The following is a 12,799-nucleotide window of genomic DNA, read 5'->3' as shown; positions in this document are numbered from 1 at the left end:
TTCGCTTTTAGGGCTTACCCCTGTCCCTGGGCCTCCATCAGAGCGCGCAGGAGTTTTTCTTCGGACATGTCGTCCATGGCAGGTTTGTCCGATTCGGCACCCATCAGCAGTGCCATCTGATCTTCTTCCGGCTCATCGACCTCGATCTGGGTCTGGTTGGCCTCGATCAGGCGCTCGCGCAGTTCATCCGCGCTTTGGGTTTCGTCGGCAATTTCGCGCAGGGACACGACAGGGTTCTTGTCGTTGTCGCGGTCAACAGTAATCGCAGCACCGGCGGATACCTCGCGCGCCCGATGGGCGGCAAGCATCACCAGTTCGAACCGGTTTGGAACCTTGTCTACGCAATCTTCAACCGTCACGCGGGCCATGAGGCGCTCTCCGTTTCTGAATCCATGTCAGGAAGGGGCTTATCTAAGCGCGAATCCGCGCCTTGACAAGCAGGAAATGCTGCATTTGCAAGGATCACAGTGGCGTGACCGCTGCAACTTCGTCCGCAGGCAGATCGGCGACCATCTGTGAAACCGTGCGATCCAGAACTGGATGACGCCAGTCAGGGACGATATCGGCCATGGGCACAAGCACAAATGAACGGTCCTGAAGGCGCGGATGCGGCAGGATCAGTTGATCCGGGGCCTTTTGCTGCTGCGCCTCAGGTGACAGGGTCAGCCAGTGATCGAACAGCGCACGATCCGGCAACACCTGATCGCTAAAACACACAAGATCGAGGTCCAGTGTCCGCATTCCCCAACGCTGCACCCGTTCGCGCCCGAACTCATGCTCAACCGCGTGCAGGCCGCGCAAAAGCTCGGCCGGAGACTGCTCGGTGGCGATCAGAGCCGCAGCATTCACGTAATCCGGGCCCGCGCCTGCGGGAAAGCAAGGTGTCGCGAAAAACCTACTGACTGCGCGAATCACCAGATCCTGACGCGAAATGGCGTCAAGGGCGCTCTGAAGGGTAACGGCAGGCCCATTTCCTCTCAAGTTGAGATTTGCACCCAGTGCAATAACGGCATTTGACAAAGAATTGCTCATCCAGCACCCTACATTCGACGCATTGCATACTTGCGATAACTGCCAAAAGTTCTAATTATAGCATGATCAGAACGCGCCAATTTATCACTCACTCACTCACTTAACGGCGCGATCTGGATTATACCGAAAGGGACTATTTATGTTTTATAAAGACGAACGGCTAGCGCTGTTCATCGACGGCTCGAATCTTTATGCTGCGGCAAAAGCACTCGGTTTCGACATAGACTACAAACTTCTGCGGCAGGAATTCATGCGCCGTGGCAAGTTGCTTCGGGCCTTCTATTACACAGCGCTCCTGGAAAACGACGAATATTCGCCGATCCGTCCATTGGTTGACTGGCTGCATTACAACGGCTTCACCATGGTCACGAAACCGGCCAAGGAATACACCGACAGCATGGGGCGTCGGAAAGTCAAAGGGAACATGGATATCGAGCTTACTGTCGATGCCATGGAACTTGCGCCTCGTGTGGATCATATCGTGCTATTCTCGGGCGATGGGGATTTCCGCCCGCTGATTGCCAGCCTGCAACGTCAGGGCGTGCGTGTGTCTGTCGTGTCGACCATCCGTAGCCAGCCTCCGATGATCTCGGACGAGCTGCGCCGACAGGCGGACAACTTCATCGAACTGGAAGATCTGCGCGACGTGATCGGCCGCCCGCCACGTGAAATGCCGGCCGAGCCGCGCAATGTCGCGATGGCCAGCAACAGCTGATCTGAAATACGCATTACTGATGGGGTAAAATTTGCGCGGTCAGGACCGAAGTCCTGGCCGCGCTTCCTTAACTATGTACAGGTGCTGAAACATCTCTTGGCTAGCATCGATTCGTGTCAGTTGAATGACGATCTCCTGTCTGGACCAAGGCCAGGAAAAGACTTACCTGTGCCTCAAGGAGACACCCAATGACACAGCCACCGCTGACACTTTACCTTGCAGCCCCCCGGGGTTTCTGCGCCGGTGTGGATCGCGCCATCAAGATCGTGGAAATGGCCCTGCAGAAATGGGGGGCTCCGGTCTATGTGCGCCATGAGATCGTGCATAACAAATTTGTCGTCGACGGGCTGCGGGCAAAGGGTGCTGTCTTTGTAGAGGAACTGCACGAATGCCCAGATGATCGCCCGGTGATTTTTTCCGCCCATGGCGTGCCGAAATCGGTCCCTGCCGAGGCCGCTAAACGCGAGATGATCTATGTGGATGCAACCTGCCCGCTGGTCTCGAAAGTGCACATCGAGGCACAGCGCCATGCAGATGCGGGGCTGCAGATGATCATGATCGGCCACAAGGGCCATCCCGAGACCGTTGGCACCATGGGACAGCTACCCGAGGGCGATGTGTTGCTGGTCGAAACCGTCGAGGATGTGGCCACGGTTGACGTGCGTAACCCCGAAAAACTCGCCTTTGTTACTCAGACAACCCTGTCAGTTGATGACACCAAAGACATCATAGCTGCGCTTCAGGCCCGGTTCCCGGCCATTGTCGGACCACACAAAGAAGACATCTGCTATGCCACCACGAACCGGCAAGAGGCCGTCAAGGCCGTGGCCCCCAAGGCGGACGCCCTGCTGGTTGTAGGGGCGCCAAACTCGTCGAACTCCCGCCGTCTGGTCGAGGTCGCCTCACGCGAGGGCTGCGAATATGCGCAGCTGGTGCAGCGCGCCTCCGAGATCGACTGGCGCGCGCTGGAGGGTATCTCATCCGTGGCCGTCACTGCGGGCGCATCGGCCCCCGAGCTTTTGGTGAACGAGGTGATCGACGCGTTCCGCGCGCATTACGATGTCACCGTCGAACTGGTTGAGACAGCCGTCGAAAACATCGAGTTCAAAGTCCCCCGTGTCCTGAGGCAACCGGTGTGATCGGAGTACCAAAGGCACCGCTCTATCTGGGTCTGGCGGGGCTGATTCCCTTTGTCTGGGGCGCTTTGACCTATCTGAACGGCGACCTGAACGCCTGGGGTGCGCAGAACCTTGGCGCGCGTTTTGTGGGACCGTACGTGCAGCTGTTCTATGGCTCGGTCATCCTGAGTTTTATGTCCGGTGTTCTTTGGGGTTTTGCCACCAAGACCTCGGGCAGCAAGGCGGGTCTATGTTACACCCTGTCTGTCCTGCCCGCGCTATGGGCCTTTTTCATGACAGGCGGCGGGCCGGTTCAGGCGGGCACGAACCTGATGTACGGGTTTGCCGGTTTGCTGGTGCTGGATGCCCTGTTTTCTTATTGGCGGCTGACACCGGTCTGGTGGATGCGGTTGCGCATCCTGCTGACCGCCGTCGTTGTCGCCAGCCTTGCCGTCGGAGTTTACCTGTGACCGACAAACGCACGATCAACGCCTATACCCCCAGGGTGGCCGAATATCTGAACATCCCGTTGCCCCCCGAGCAGCTCGAGGCACGTCAGGCATTTGCCGATGCAGTCTGTGCGGGTGGTTATGTGCTGGATCTGGGGTCCGGGCCCGGGTCAGACAGCGGTTTCCTGATGCGCCAGGGTCTAAAGGTAAGGGCGCTGGACGCGACGCCTGCCTTTGTGGACCATGCCCGTGAGAACGGAGTAGACGCGCATCTCGGTACGTTTGATGACGTGACCGAGACCTCGGTCTATGACGGTGTCTATGCCAGCTTTTCGCTGCTGCACGCGCCGCGCGCAGATTTCCCGCGCCACCTAAAGGCGATCCACAACGCCCTAAAGCCCGAAGGCCAGTTGTTTCTGGGCATGAAGCTGGGCACTGGTGAACACAGGGACGAACTGGATCGCTATTATACATATTATACCGAGGCCGAGATCGAAGGCGCTCTGACCCAGGCTGGGTTCTCGATTGACCGCAGCGTCAAGGGGATGGGCAAGGGTCTGGCCGGGTCTTATGACGGATTTATATTGGTGTTTGCTCATGCCTGATTTGTTTGCCTATACCGATGGTGCCTGTTCCGGCAATCCCGGCCCCGGAGGCTGGGGCGTGCTGCTGCGCGCGATGGACGGGGACACCGTTCTAAAAGAACGTGAGCTGAACGGGGGCGAGGCCGAGACAACCAACAACCGGATGGAACTGCTGGCCGCCATAAGCGCGCTGGAGGCGCTGGAGCGCTCGTCGACGATCACCATCGTGACCGACAGCGCGTATGTGAAGAACGGCGTCACCGGCTGGATCTTTGGCTGGAAGCGGAACGGTTGGAAAACTTCGAACAAGAAACCGGTCAAGAACGTCGATCTGTGGCAACGTCTGGACGAAGCGCAAGAACGGCATGATGTGACCTGGGAGTGGGTCAAGGGACATGCGGGCCACCCCGAGAACGAAAAGGCCGATGAGTTGGCCCGCGCAGGCATGGCGCCGTTCAAACCCAAGAAGGCGCAGGCGTGACCTCGCTATCCTTGCTGGATTACACCTCGGTCCTGATCTTTGCGCTGACCGGGGCCTTGGTGGCCAGCCGCGCCCAGCTGGATCTGGTCGGGTTTGCTTTCATGGCCTGTCTGACCGCAGTCGGAGGCGGTACAGTGCGTGATCTGTTGTTGGACCGGCACCCTATCTTCTGGGTCGGCCAACCGGACTACATACTGATCGCCGTTGCCGCCGCGGTTCTGGTGTTCTTTACCGCACATTTGATGGAAAGCCGTTACAACTGGCTGGTTTGGCTGGACAGTTTTGCACTGTCGGTTGCCGTTGCTGCCGGAACTGGCGCTGCGTTTTCTCTGGATCAATCCGGTATCATTGTCGTGCTGATGGGGGTGACGACCGGATGTCTGGGCGGGCTAATGCGTGATGTGGTCTGCAACGAGGTGCCACTGGTGCTGAAACAGGGTGAGCTTTATGTCTCTTGCGCATTTACTGGCGCGCTGACGGCGGTGTTGGCTGTCCGTTTAGGGACAGAACCTGCGCTTGCACTGGCTCTCTGCGCGTTGGTCTGCTGGGCGTTGCGAGCCGGATCATTGATATTTGGCTGGCAATTGCCCGTCTACAAAAGTCGTCCACCGCGCAAATAAGCCTGTCGGTAGACGTCAAAGCAGTGTGCTGATACCCCTTTGGAAAGCACAGCCCGGAGGCCAACGTGACCCTTAGACTTACATCCATTGCCGCCTGTCTGGCCCTGCTCGCCTCGTGCGGGCAATACTACACACCTGTCAGTTTTGTGGCGCAGGGCGACCAGATCATTGCCTCGGGCACAATTGATGAAACAACGCTATCCGCTTTTGAGGAGGCCATCGCTGAAAACCCCGAAGCCCGAACACTGGTCCTGCAGTACATCGAAGGATCCGTGGACGATGACGCCAATGTCATCTTCAGCCGCGCGGTGCGCAGGGCCGGTTTCGATACAATCGTGCCCTCAAACGGTCTGGTCGCCAGCGGAGGTACCGACCTTTTCCTGGCTGGAGAGCGCCGCGTGTTGCAACCGGGGGCCTGTGTCGGGGTTCACAGTTGGGCCGGATCTGGGCTGGTGGCCACCGAATTGCCCGAGGACGACCCGGAACATGACCGATACCTGGACTATTTCAAAGACATAGGCGTGGATGAGGAATTTTATTGGTACACGCTTTATGCTGCCCCGGCCGACAGTATGCACTGGATGACCGCCGCCGAGGCGAACCGCTACGAGATGACCACCAGAAGCGCCCCGGCACTTAGCTCGGCCACGGAGTGCGACGCGCGATAAATCAGCGCGTCATCAAGCGCGCACCGATTTCCTTGACGAATTTCGCGGCTACCATCGCGGTCATACCATAAGGGTCGCGATGCGGATTGAGCTCGACAATATCGGCCCCGACCAGTTGGCCTTCGAAACGGTGGATCAGGTTGATGACTTCGCGCGTGCTCAGCCCGCCGGGTTCGTGATGCGAGACGCCCGGGGCAAAGGCCGGGTCTAGCGCATCCAGATCCAGTGACAGGTAAACTGGGCCATCAAAGGAAATCTGCAGGTTGGGGCTCCAATTGCGCATATCGATCACCTCGACCCCGAACTTGTCGGCCTGTTCGCGCTGATGCGCGTTCATGGTACGGATGCCGACCTGCACCAGCCGCTTGATCGGGCAGTTCTCCATCACGCGCGCAAAAGGGCAGCCATGGCCCAACGGGCCGATATCCTGTTCGTCGTACAGATCGGGGTGGCTGTCGATATGCAGGATATTCAACCCTTCGTACTTCTCCGCATGGGCCTTGATCAATGGATAGGCCACGGAATGGTCGCCACCCAGTGACAACAGGCGTGCACCGGTTGCGATACGCTTGGCAGCTTCGGCTTCGATCCGGTCAATCGGCTCCTGACCGCGCATCTCAAAAACGTCCAAGTCGCCGGTATCTCGGAATCTCTCGGTCGCACCCAAGTCGGTGCCATCCTCGGCGGTCAGGTTGGCGGCACCGGAATGTAACGCTTCGCGTATGCGTCCTGGGGCGAAGGCAGGGCCTTGCAGGAACGAGGAATGCAGGTCCAGTGGAACGCCCATCAGAGCAACGTCACCCGGTTTCAGATCGTGCTGCATCGACAGCCTCCCTTGTCGTTGAACGCGATCTGGCCGGAGAGTTGGCGCAAGGTCAAGGCGTTAACGGCGCAGATAAGTCTGCCAGATCCAGATCACCAGCAATGCCCCAAGGACCGCCCCTACAAACCCTGACAGCCAGCCCATGACGGTTAGCAGAAACCGCAGCAGAAGCCCTCCGATCAAGGCCCCTACAATGCCGATCAGCATTGTCGTCGGGATATCCGCCTCGATCCGCATCAAACGGGTGGCGAGGAACCCTGCCGCAGCACCGATGATGATCAACACAACGATGGGCATCTCATTTCCTCCAATGGGTCGGAACGATAATCAGGGCACCAACGGACGATATCACCGCATCCAGACCTGGCGGGCCAAAGCTGATCCCGAACATGATGCGCACGAAATAGAACAGGAACGCGCCGCCCACACAGATGATGATGGATTGCAAATAGCCGTTACGGGTAAAACCGGTCTGTTCGGACAGGTATCCGACAATCCCGGCAATCACGACGGTGCCCATCATCACCATGAACATATGGCTTTACTCCGAAGATAGCCGAGTGCCGGTGGGTATTGCCCAGCCCCGTAGGAAGGTTTCCCTATCCTGCGCGCCTTTGCCTGCCCTTTGCAAGCGCAGCAGTTCGACAGCACCCTGCCCGCAGGCCACGTACAGATCATCATTCAGAACCTCCCCCGGAGTGCCCTGCCCGTCCACCAAACGCGACGCCAGCAGTTTGATGCGTTCACCCTCCATCTCGGTCCATGCCCCGGGAAAGGGTGACAGGCCCCGGATTTGCCTGTCGACGTCGACCGCCCGACGTGTCCAGTCGACGCGGGCTTCGGATTTGTCGATCTTGGAGGCGTAGGTCACGCCGTCCTCAGGCTGAGGTTCGGGCGTGAGATCCTGTAGCTTAGAAAGCGCATCGACGATCAGCGCCGCCCCCATGGTTGAGAGCCGGTCATGCAGTTGCGCGGTTGTTTCTTCTGGTTCAATCGCAGTTGCCTGCCGCAGCAGAACCGGGCCTGTATCCAGACCAGCCTCCATCTGCATGATGCAAATGCCTGTCTCGGTATCGCCGGACATGATCGCCCGATGAATCGGCGCAGCCCCGCGCCAGCGCGGCAGCAGGCTGGCGTGGATGTTCAGGCAACCCTGCTTGGGCGCATCCAGAACAGGTTGTGGCAGGATCAGGCCATAGGCCACAACCACGGCCACATCCGCATTCAACGCGGCAAAGGCATCCTGCTCCTCGGCTGATTTCAACGAAACCGGATGGCGGACGCGCAAGCCCAGAGCCTCGGCCCGGGCGTGAACGGGCGTTGGGCGGTCTTTCTTGCCGCGACCGGCGGGGCGTGGGGGTTGGCAATAGACGGCGGCAATCTCATGCCCGGCCTCGACCAGTGCATCCAGAACCGGCACCGAGAAATCCGGGGTTCCCATGAAGACAACGCGCATCTTTACCCCTGCTTTTTGGCTTTGCGCAGCAGCATGTCACGTTTGACCTTGCTGAGCCGGTCGAAAAACATCCGTCCGTTCAGATGATCGATCTGATGCTGCACACTGGTGGCGTCTATGCCAACAAAATCTCGGCGATCCACCATGCCCTGCTCATTCAGGAACTTCACCGTTACTGCACGCGGTCGTTTGATCTTGGCCGACACGCCGGGCAGGTTTGGACTGGCTTCTTCGTGTTCGCGCAGCTCCATCGAGCTGTGCAGAATTTCCGGGTTGGCCAGACGCACGGCCTTGCCCCGTTCGGCCGACCCATCGACCACAGCCAAGCGCAACATCACGCCGATCTGCGGTGCAGCAAGGCCAACACCGGGCATTGCCTCCATCGTGTCGATCATGTCGTCCCAGATGTCCCGGATCGCATCAGTGATTTCACCCACCTCATCCGCTTTGGTGCGCAGGCGTTTGTCGGGCCATGGCAGGCAGGGGCGGACGGTCATGTCCGGGTCCGTTCGCGTTTCAGCTTTTGCATCTTGCGGGTGATCATCTGCCGTTTCAGCGGCTTGAGATAGTCGATGAACAGCTTGCCGTTCAAATGGTCGATCTCATGCTGCACACAAGTCGCCCAAAGCCCGTCAAAGGTTTCCTGCTGAAGCTTGCCGTTCTGATCCATCCAGGTGACATCGACCACCTTGGGGCGGGTCACTTCGGCGTATTGATCGGGGATGGACAAGCAGCCTTCCTCGTAAACACTGATTTCATCCGAAGACGCAACGACCTCGGGGTTGAACATGATCAGGGGGCGCGGTGTCTCGCCCTCTTCCTTGACGCAATCAATCACGATCAGCCGGTCCAGCACACCGATCTGAGGCGCGGCCAGGCCGACGCCGGGCGCATCATACATGGTTTCCAGCATGTCGTCGGCCAGTTTGCGCAGCTCGTCCGTAAGGTCGTCCACAGGCGCGCAGACCTTCTTCAGGCGGGGGTCGGGATGGATCAGGATATTGCGTTTCATGAGGCTGATTTAGGCCATCCCGCCCCGCGCCGCAACGCCCCCCTTGCACCTGCCCGATTTGCGGTTAGCTTTCGACCAACAGAACGGAGCAGACATGACTTTCAACGACCTGATCGACCGCCGGGGCACCAACAGTTCAAAATGGGACAAGATGGAGACGCTGTATGGTGTTTCACCCGAGGATGGGCTGGCCATGTGGACGGCCGATTCCGATTACCAAACAGCGCCTTGCGTGATCGATGCGGTGCGCAAAGCGGCAGATCTTGGCGTGTTCGGCTATTCCTGGATGCACCCGGACTATCTGGCTGCGGTTCAATGGTGGATGAAAACTCGCCACGACTGGGAGATCGACACCGATTGGATTTTGACGACCCAAGGCTTGGGCAACGCAATTGCGCTGTCACTGGATGTCTGGACTAAGCCGGGCGATGGCATCGTGATCTTCACCCCAGTTTATCATGAGTTTGCCCACAAGGTGAACAAATCGGGCCGCAAAGTCGTGGAATGCCCGCTGGTGCGTGAAGGCGACAGCTATGGCCTTGATCTGGAGGACGCTCAGTCGCGTTTGGATGGGTCCGAGACGATGCTGCTGTGGTGTTCGCCACAGAATCCGTCGGGTCGGGTTTGGACGCCGGAGGAGCTGCGCGCCGTGGCCGCGTTTGCCGAACGCAATGGGTTGATCCTAGTGTCGGATGAGATTCACCACGATCTGGTCTATCCCGGCACCAAATTTGTGCCGATGGATGTTGCGGCCCCGGATGCACGACCCTGGACTGTGACGCTGACCGCTGCGTCAAAGACATTCAACATCGCCGGGCAACGCACCGGCAACATGATCATTCCTGATCCCAAACTGCGCGCGACCATGAAGCATCGGTTGCAGACGCTGGACTACGACCCCGGCGCATTGGGTGTGGCGATGATCACCGCCGCCTACAGCCCCAAGGGGGCCAAATGGGTGGATGCCCAGATCGCGCATCTGGAGGGCAATCGCCGTCTGTTCGATCAGACCATTGCCGAAATTCCAGGCCTGTGGTCGATGCCGTTGCAATCGACTTATCTGGCCTGGGTCGATTTCTCGGGCACCGGTATGGATCATGACGAGTTTGTCCGCCGCCTTCGCGAGGATGCGCGGATTGCAACTTCGTCAGGTCCTGGTTTTGGCGCTGGTGGAGAGACGTTCGAACGGTTCAACCTCGCAACGCAACGGGCGCGGGTCGAGGAAGCTTGCGCGCGATTGAAACGAGCCTTCGGGGATCTGCAATAAGACATGCGTCGGTTGGGGCTGATATGTCTCATTCTGTTGACACTAGGTGCCGGCTGGTTTGGCTGGCACCGCTATGGCCCGCGCCCGCCGGCCCCTCCGCTGGCGCCCGAAGCCACACGTATTGACCATATCCTGATTGAGAAATCCGCCCGCCGCCTGACTGCCTCGCTGGACGGGGCAGTGGTGATGCAGGCCGACATTTCGTTAGGTTTTGCCCCGGACGGAGACAAGCAGATCGAAGGGGACGGAAAAACCCCTATCGGGCTTTTTGAAATTAATCGACGCAACCCGAACAGCGCCTTTCACCTGTCACTAGGAATAGACTATCCACAACCCGATGACATTAAACGCGCACGTCTGAAGGGTGAGGACCCCGGAGGAGACATCTTCATCCATGGGCAACCAAACGGTGTGGTCGGTGTTACCCTGCCCGGAGATTGGACATTGGGCTGTATTGCACTGTCGAATGCCGAAATGGCGCAGCTTTGGAGCCTGACCGAAACCGGCACGACCGTCGAAATCCGGCCCTAATCCTCGTGCCCCAATAGGGCAATCGGTGCATCCGGCGCGCGATAGAAATCCAGCGGGGCACTGTCATGGGCTGCGGTGCTGCGTTTGAATTCATACCGCATTTCACCACCTTCGTCCTCATCCGCGACGATCAGGCATTGGTAAAGATGGTTTGCCCCATCATAGATATCGACCAGCCCGCGCAGACGCGGGGTGGTTTGGGCCTCAACCGTAAATCCATCTTTCCACAATTTAAGAATTTTGTATGTATTGTTGCCCATTTCCACCCGCAAACGGCTGGCTTTCTTCATCGTGGCGATTCGGGCCGCGTCCAACTCGGCGCGTATTTCCTTTGAAACATAGGTACTCATTAATCCGTTCCCCCGCTTATGAGTTCTATTGTGCGGGAAGAGTTGTAAAAATCCAGTGAACCGCATCACAGATCACGTTCTATCCGAAGTCTGTTGCACAGAAATCCCGACCCCGACTGTGCGACAATGCAGAGCTCTTGCGCGGGTGTTCGGATAGGAAGATGCCGGGTCTGGGCCTATCTTTGTCAAAACGCTTTTGCGGAGGAAAAGAAATGGGCCTGCTGGTCGACGGAAAATGGCACGACACCTGGTATGACACCAAATCCACGGGCGGCGCGTTCAAACGCAGCGCCGCGCAGTTTCGCAACTGGCTGACCGCCGATGGCAGTGCAGGGCCGTCAGGCAAGGGCGGGTTCAAATCGGAAGCCGGGCGCTATCACCTCTATGTCAGCTACGCCTGCCCCTGGGCGCATCGCACACTGATCTTTCGCGAATTGAAAGGGCTGAGCGATCTGATCTCGGTCTCGGTCGTGCATCCAGACATGCTGGACAAAGGCTGGACCTTTGAACCCGACAATCATGGTGCCGCCGGTGACGACCTGTATGGCTTGGATTATGCCCATCAGATCTACTCCAGGGCCGATCCCTCTTATTCTGGTCGCGTCACGGTGCCGATCCTGTGGGACAAACAGCACGAGACAATCGTTTCGAACGAAAGCTCGGAAATCATCCGCATGTTCAATTCGGCCTTCAACGGGATTACCGGCAATACCGACGATTACTGGCCCGAAGCGATGCGGAACGAGATCGAAGAGGTCAACGCGCGCATCTATTCAGACGTCAATAACGGAGTCTACAAGTCCGGCTTTGCCACCTCGCAAGCGGCATATGACGCCGCTGTGGGGCCGCTGTTCGACACATTGGACTGGCTGGAAGACCGGCTGTCCCGTAACCGCTATCTGATGGGGGACCGGATCACCGAGGCCGACTGGAGGCTTTTCACAACTCTGGTCCGCTTCGACCCAGTGTATCATCTGCATTTCAAGTGCAACAAGCGGCGTCTGACTGATTATCCGAACCTATGGGCCCATACGCGTGAGCTGTACCAGTGGCCGGGTGTCGCGCAGACGGTGAACATGAACCACATCGTGCGCCATTATCACTACAGCCACGACAGCATCAATCCGCATCGAATTATTCCGGTGAACCCGGTACTGGATTATGCAGAGCCGCATGGCCGCGATCAACGACCTGCAGCGTAATGTTCGACCATCGCCGCCAGATCCTCTGGCGGTGTTTCACTTTGCACATAGGCGCAGGCATTCGGGCTGTGGGCAAAGATCGATCCATCCGAGAAGAAGGAGGTGTTGGTGACAAAGATCACCCGCGCCTCGGGGCGGCGATAGCTGGCGAAATCGGCCACGGCCAAAGCGCTGCCGGTTTCCAAAACCAGATCCAGCACGATGATTTCGAAATCCGTGCCATACAGCGCCAGAATGGCGGCTTCCTGCGTCTCGACCAGCGTGACCTCGGCGCCTTGCCTTTCCAGATGCCTTTTCCAGACCCGACCAAGATCGGGATTACTCTCAACAATCAGAACTTTCATTTGCAACAACCTCGGCACTTGATATGGTGATTGGTGCCGACCCCCGTGGTCCGTGATCTCGTTATTTCCTTAACAAAGTGTTAACAGCGGCCCCACAGCTCCGTGAACTGGCGGATTTGCTTGTGTAAGAGGCAAAAATCCGCTTGA

General features: G+C 58.2%; 20 protein-coding genes. 10 read left to right on the top strand and 10 right to left on the bottom strand.

Annotated elements, in window-relative coordinates; genetic code table 11:
* Positions 1-14: 14 nt before the first annotated feature.
* A complete protein-coding gene (gene rpoZ / locus AC2FJZ_RS17925) occupies positions 15-368 on the bottom strand; it encodes a DNA-directed RNA polymerase subunit omega (RefSeq protein ID WP_050605226.1) in 354 nt (117 codons plus the stop codon).
* 94 nt (positions 369-462) lie between these two features.
* Positions 463-1,032 carry a 2-amino-4-hydroxy-6-hydroxymethyldihydropteridine diphosphokinase gene (folK, locus tag AC2FJZ_RS17920; RefSeq protein WP_496671075.1) on the bottom strand — a complete coding sequence of 190 codons (570 nt, stop codon included), beginning with the start codon at positions 1,030-1,032 and terminating at the stop codon, positions 463-465.
* Positions 1,033-1,171: 139 nt separating this feature from the next.
* Here folK and AC2FJZ_RS17915 point away from each other — a divergent pair, with 139 nt between their 5' ends.
* The 7 genes from AC2FJZ_RS17915 (at position 1,172) to AC2FJZ_RS17885 (ending at position 5,667) form a co-directional block, all read left to right on the top strand.
* A complete protein-coding gene (locus AC2FJZ_RS17915; RefSeq protein WP_050605228.1) occupies positions 1,172-1,747 on the top strand; it encodes a LabA-like NYN domain-containing protein in 576 nt (191 codons plus the stop codon).
* A gap of 188 nt (positions 1,748-1,935) precedes the next feature.
* A complete protein-coding gene (gene ispH / locus AC2FJZ_RS17910; RefSeq protein WP_496671072.1) occupies positions 1,936-2,886 on the top strand; it encodes a 4-hydroxy-3-methylbut-2-enyl diphosphate reductase in 951 nt (316 codons plus the stop codon).
* Positions 2,883-3,335, top strand: coding sequence for a DUF3429 domain-containing protein (locus AC2FJZ_RS17905; RefSeq protein ID WP_050605230.1), 453 nt, complete (start codon positions 2,883-2,885; stop codon positions 3,333-3,335). The genes ispH and AC2FJZ_RS17905 overlap by 4 nt, the downstream gene beginning before the upstream one ends.
* Complete coding sequence (locus AC2FJZ_RS17900; protein ID WP_496779346.1) at positions 3,332-3,919, top strand: class I SAM-dependent methyltransferase; 588 nt, start codon at positions 3,332-3,334, stop codon at positions 3,917-3,919. The genes AC2FJZ_RS17905 and AC2FJZ_RS17900 overlap by 4 nt, the downstream gene beginning before the upstream one ends.
* Entirely contained in the window at positions 3,912-4,379 is a 468-nt protein-coding gene (rnhA, locus tag AC2FJZ_RS17895; protein WP_496671063.1) for a ribonuclease HI, read from the top strand. The genes AC2FJZ_RS17900 and rnhA overlap by 8 nt, the downstream gene beginning before the upstream one ends.
* Positions 4,376-4,999: a trimeric intracellular cation channel family protein gene (locus AC2FJZ_RS17890; protein WP_496779344.1), complete on the top strand. Its 624-nt coding sequence runs from the start codon at positions 4,376-4,378 to the stop codon at positions 4,997-4,999. Before rnhA ends, AC2FJZ_RS17890 begins: the two co-directional genes overlap by 4 nt.
* A gap of 65 nt (positions 5,000-5,064) precedes the next feature.
* The gene (locus AC2FJZ_RS17885; RefSeq protein ID WP_496779342.1) at positions 5,065-5,667 is read left to right on the top strand and encodes a COG3904 family protein; all 603 of its coding nucleotides are present in this window, start codon (positions 5,065-5,067) and stop codon (positions 5,665-5,667) included.
* Between the two features lies 1 nt (position 5,668).
* Here AC2FJZ_RS17885 and speB read toward each other — a convergent pair whose 3' ends face one another.
* The 6 genes from speB to def (AC2FJZ_RS17855) are packed head-to-tail and all read right to left on the bottom strand — an operon-like array spanning position 5,669 to position 8,958.
* Positions 5,669-6,490 (bottom strand): agmatinase, encoded by an 822-nt coding sequence (gene speB / locus AC2FJZ_RS17880; protein WP_496779340.1) that lies wholly within the window; start codon positions 6,488-6,490, stop codon positions 5,669-5,671.
* Between the two features lie 60 nt (positions 6,491-6,550).
* A complete protein-coding gene (locus AC2FJZ_RS17875) occupies positions 6,551-6,787 on the bottom strand; it encodes a GlsB/YeaQ/YmgE family stress response membrane protein (protein ID WP_496671045.1) in 237 nt (78 codons plus the stop codon).
* 1 nt (position 6,788) lies between these two features.
* Positions 6,789-7,025 carry a hypothetical protein gene (locus AC2FJZ_RS17870; protein ID WP_050605237.1) on the bottom strand — a complete coding sequence of 79 codons (237 nt, stop codon included), beginning with the start codon at positions 7,023-7,025 and terminating at the stop codon, positions 6,789-6,791.
* 6 nt (positions 7,026-7,031) lie between these two features.
* A complete protein-coding gene (fmt, locus tag AC2FJZ_RS17865) occupies positions 7,032-7,946 on the bottom strand; it encodes a methionyl-tRNA formyltransferase (RefSeq protein WP_496779338.1) in 915 nt (304 codons plus the stop codon).
* A gap of 2 nt (positions 7,947-7,948) precedes the next feature.
* Positions 7,949-8,443, bottom strand: coding sequence for a peptide deformylase (gene def, locus AC2FJZ_RS17860; protein ID WP_496779337.1), 495 nt, complete (start codon positions 8,441-8,443; stop codon positions 7,949-7,951).
* Positions 8,440-8,958 carry a peptide deformylase gene (def, locus tag AC2FJZ_RS17855; protein WP_496671038.1) on the bottom strand — a complete coding sequence of 173 codons (519 nt, stop codon included), beginning with the start codon at positions 8,956-8,958 and terminating at the stop codon, positions 8,440-8,442. Before def (AC2FJZ_RS17855) ends, def (AC2FJZ_RS17860) begins: the two co-directional genes overlap by 4 nt.
* 94 nt (positions 8,959-9,052) lie before the next feature.
* Between def (AC2FJZ_RS17855) and AC2FJZ_RS17850 the strand changes: the two genes are divergently transcribed.
* Both AC2FJZ_RS17850 and AC2FJZ_RS17845 read left to right on the top strand, forming a co-directional pair.
* Positions 9,053-10,225: a MalY/PatB family protein gene (locus AC2FJZ_RS17850; RefSeq protein ID WP_496671035.1), complete on the top strand. Its 1,173-nt coding sequence runs from the start codon at positions 9,053-9,055 to the stop codon at positions 10,223-10,225.
* 36 nt (positions 10,226-10,261) lie between these two features.
* Positions 10,262-10,756: a L,D-transpeptidase family protein gene (locus AC2FJZ_RS17845; RefSeq protein WP_496671032.1), complete on the top strand. Its 495-nt coding sequence runs from the start codon at positions 10,262-10,264 to the stop codon at positions 10,754-10,756.
* On the opposite strand, the gene AC2FJZ_RS17840 is transcribed toward AC2FJZ_RS17845, so the two are convergent.
* Positions 10,753-11,106 carry a hypothetical protein gene (locus tag AC2FJZ_RS17840; protein WP_496779335.1) on the bottom strand — a complete coding sequence of 118 codons (354 nt, stop codon included), beginning with the start codon at positions 11,104-11,106 and terminating at the stop codon, positions 10,753-10,755. The genes AC2FJZ_RS17845 and AC2FJZ_RS17840 overlap by 4 nt on opposite strands.
* A gap of 212 nt (positions 11,107-11,318) precedes the next feature.
* On the opposite strand from AC2FJZ_RS17840, the gene AC2FJZ_RS17835 reads away from it, so the two are divergent.
* Positions 11,319-12,308, top strand: coding sequence for a glutathione S-transferase family protein (locus AC2FJZ_RS17835; protein ID WP_496779333.1), 990 nt, complete (start codon positions 11,319-11,321; stop codon positions 12,306-12,308).
* Here AC2FJZ_RS17835 and AC2FJZ_RS17830 read toward each other — a convergent pair.
* Positions 12,290-12,652, bottom strand: a complete 363-nt coding sequence (locus tag AC2FJZ_RS17830; RefSeq protein ID WP_050605244.1) for a response regulator transcription factor — start codon at positions 12,650-12,652, stop codon at positions 12,290-12,292. The genes AC2FJZ_RS17835 and AC2FJZ_RS17830 overlap by 19 nt on opposite strands.
* Positions 12,653-12,799: the final 147 nt, after the last annotated feature.

The organism is Ruegeria sp. CDSA079, assembly GCF_059612245.1.
This window is presented reverse-complemented; position numbering and strand designations above follow the sequence as displayed.

Bases quoted from the DNA above. Each gene is read 5' to 3' on its own strand.
- def (WP_496671038.1), bottom strand. From the start codon at position 8,958: ATGAAACGCAATATCCTGATCCATCCCGACCCCCGCCTGAAGAAGGTC.
- rnhA (WP_496671063.1), top strand. From the start codon at position 3,912: ATGCCTGATTTGTTTGCCTATACCGATGGTGCCTGTTCCGGCAATCCC.
- rpoZ (WP_050605226.1), bottom strand. From the start codon at position 368: ATGGCCCGCGTGACGGTTGAAGATTGCGTAGACAAGGTTCCAAACCGG.
- fmt (WP_496779338.1), bottom strand. From the start codon at position 7,946: ATGCGCGTTGTCTTCATGGGAACCCCGGATTTCTCGGTGCCGGTTCTG.
- ispH (WP_496671072.1), top strand. From the start codon at position 1,936: ATGACACAGCCACCGCTGACACTTTACCTTGCAGCCCCCCGGGGTTTC.
- speB (WP_496779340.1), bottom strand. From the start codon at position 6,490: ATGCAGCACGATCTGAAACCGGGTGACGTTGCTCTGATGGGCGTTCCA.
- AC2FJZ_RS17840 (WP_496779335.1), bottom strand. From the start codon at position 11,106: ATGAGTACCTATGTTTCAAAGGAAATACGCGCCGAGTTGGACGCGGCC.
- AC2FJZ_RS17875 (WP_496671045.1), bottom strand. From the start codon at position 6,787: ATGCCCATCGTTGTGTTGATCATCATCGGTGCTGCGGCAGGGTTCCTC.
- AC2FJZ_RS17915 (WP_050605228.1), top strand. From the start codon at position 1,172: ATGTTTTATAAAGACGAACGGCTAGCGCTGTTCATCGACGGCTCGAAT.
- AC2FJZ_RS17870 (WP_050605237.1), bottom strand. From the start codon at position 7,025: ATGTTCATGGTGATGATGGGCACCGTCGTGATTGCCGGGATTGTCGGA.
- AC2FJZ_RS17830 (WP_050605244.1), bottom strand. From the start codon at position 12,652: ATGAAAGTTCTGATTGTTGAGAGTAATCCCGATCTTGGTCGGGTCTGG.
- def (WP_496779337.1), bottom strand. From the start codon at position 8,443: ATGACCGTCCGCCCCTGCCTGCCATGGCCCGACAAACGCCTGCGCACC.
- AC2FJZ_RS17835 (WP_496779333.1), top strand. From the start codon at position 11,319: ATGGGCCTGCTGGTCGACGGAAAATGGCACGACACCTGGTATGACACC.
- folK (WP_496671075.1), bottom strand. From the start codon at position 1,032: ATGAGCAATTCTTTGTCAAATGCCGTTATTGCACTGGGTGCAAATCTC.
- AC2FJZ_RS17850 (WP_496671035.1), top strand. From the start codon at position 9,053: ATGACTTTCAACGACCTGATCGACCGCCGGGGCACCAACAGTTCAAAA.